The organism is Alcanivorax sp. HI0044 (assembly GCF_001634945.1).
This window is the reverse complement of record NZ_LWEZ01001570.1, coordinates 1-1,131: the sequence shown is the minus strand read 5'-3', so window position 1 is coordinate 1,131 and position 1,131 is coordinate 1. Positions and strand designations below refer to the sequence as shown.

Below are 1,131 nucleotides of genomic sequence, written 5' to 3'. Positions count from 1 at the left end.
TATTCCAGATCACGTTGTTGAACAGCACAGTGCCACCCTGGCCGGCGCTGGCAATCTCGACACGGTTACCGGTATCGCTTACATCATCACTACCCGTCACGCTGTCGTTTTCGCTGTTATTAGCCACCACAGCCGGGGCCAACGCCCGGTCAATAACCTGATAGCTCACGGCATTGGTGCTGAACGGAGACGGTGTACCGAAATCCGTATCGCCGGCTTCGTTGGAATAGCGGAAACGGCCCGTATTGCGAACCCGGTCACCGGCGCTCAAGCCCGCATCAAGAGTGACATCGAACGTGAGGGTGCCGACACCGCCCGGCGGCAACTGCGTAACAACCGCCCGTACCCGATCCTGACAATCCGGTTCGACAGCATCCGTATCGTAGGCACAATAACGGATCAGGTTAGGGGCATTGCCCTGATTGCCATCATCGCCGTCGTCCGTGAGTGGAGTATTACCGGTAAACGTCCAGCGAGCGGAATCCGGCACATAGGTCATGCCTGCTGACACCCCATCCACGGAAACGGTGGGCAGCACATCTTCAATGACGATATCGGTGGCCGCCTGGTCCGATGGGTTACGGTAATCCAGGGTGACGGTGATCGGCCCATCCGGGGAGCGGCCTTCCCGCTGGCTCAATGACTTGACCACTTCAATCACCGGGCCATCGATGACATCCGCTTCATCCGTATTGATAGCCAGCAGGGAGTTATCCGCATCACTGCGCGCACGAACCTGCAATGACGGCTGTTGGCCCGCCACCGTTCCAGCCGACAATTCAGCTTCCACCACCAGCGAAAACGTTTCGCCGGAAATCATGTCCGGGGTCCGGCTATCCCAGCAGCCATCCGCGTCTGTCTGGGTAAACAAGGCGCCCCCCGCATCGGGTTGGCCATCGCCGTTGCCATCGGCGTAAACGGCCCAGGCATCAATGTCGCTATCCACATTGGTAATACACAACTGATACTGGTCGCGCCCATTACCGGTATTGGTCAATACATGGGAGAAATAGACCAGCCCGCCTGGCAGTGCTGGTTTGCCCTGATCACTGACCAGTTCAATGCCCGGCACGTTCTGCACCAACGTCTGCACCAGATTGGAGGTCACCCGCTGTGCTTCCGCCTGCTCCG

1 pseudogene is annotated in these 1,131 nt (G+C 58.5%); it reads right to left on the bottom strand.

Features of this window, described 5'->3' with window-relative positions:
* Positions 1 to 1,131 (bottom strand): annotated as a pseudogene (locus tag A3730_RS23625) (DUF11 domain-containing protein); the annotation flags it as partial.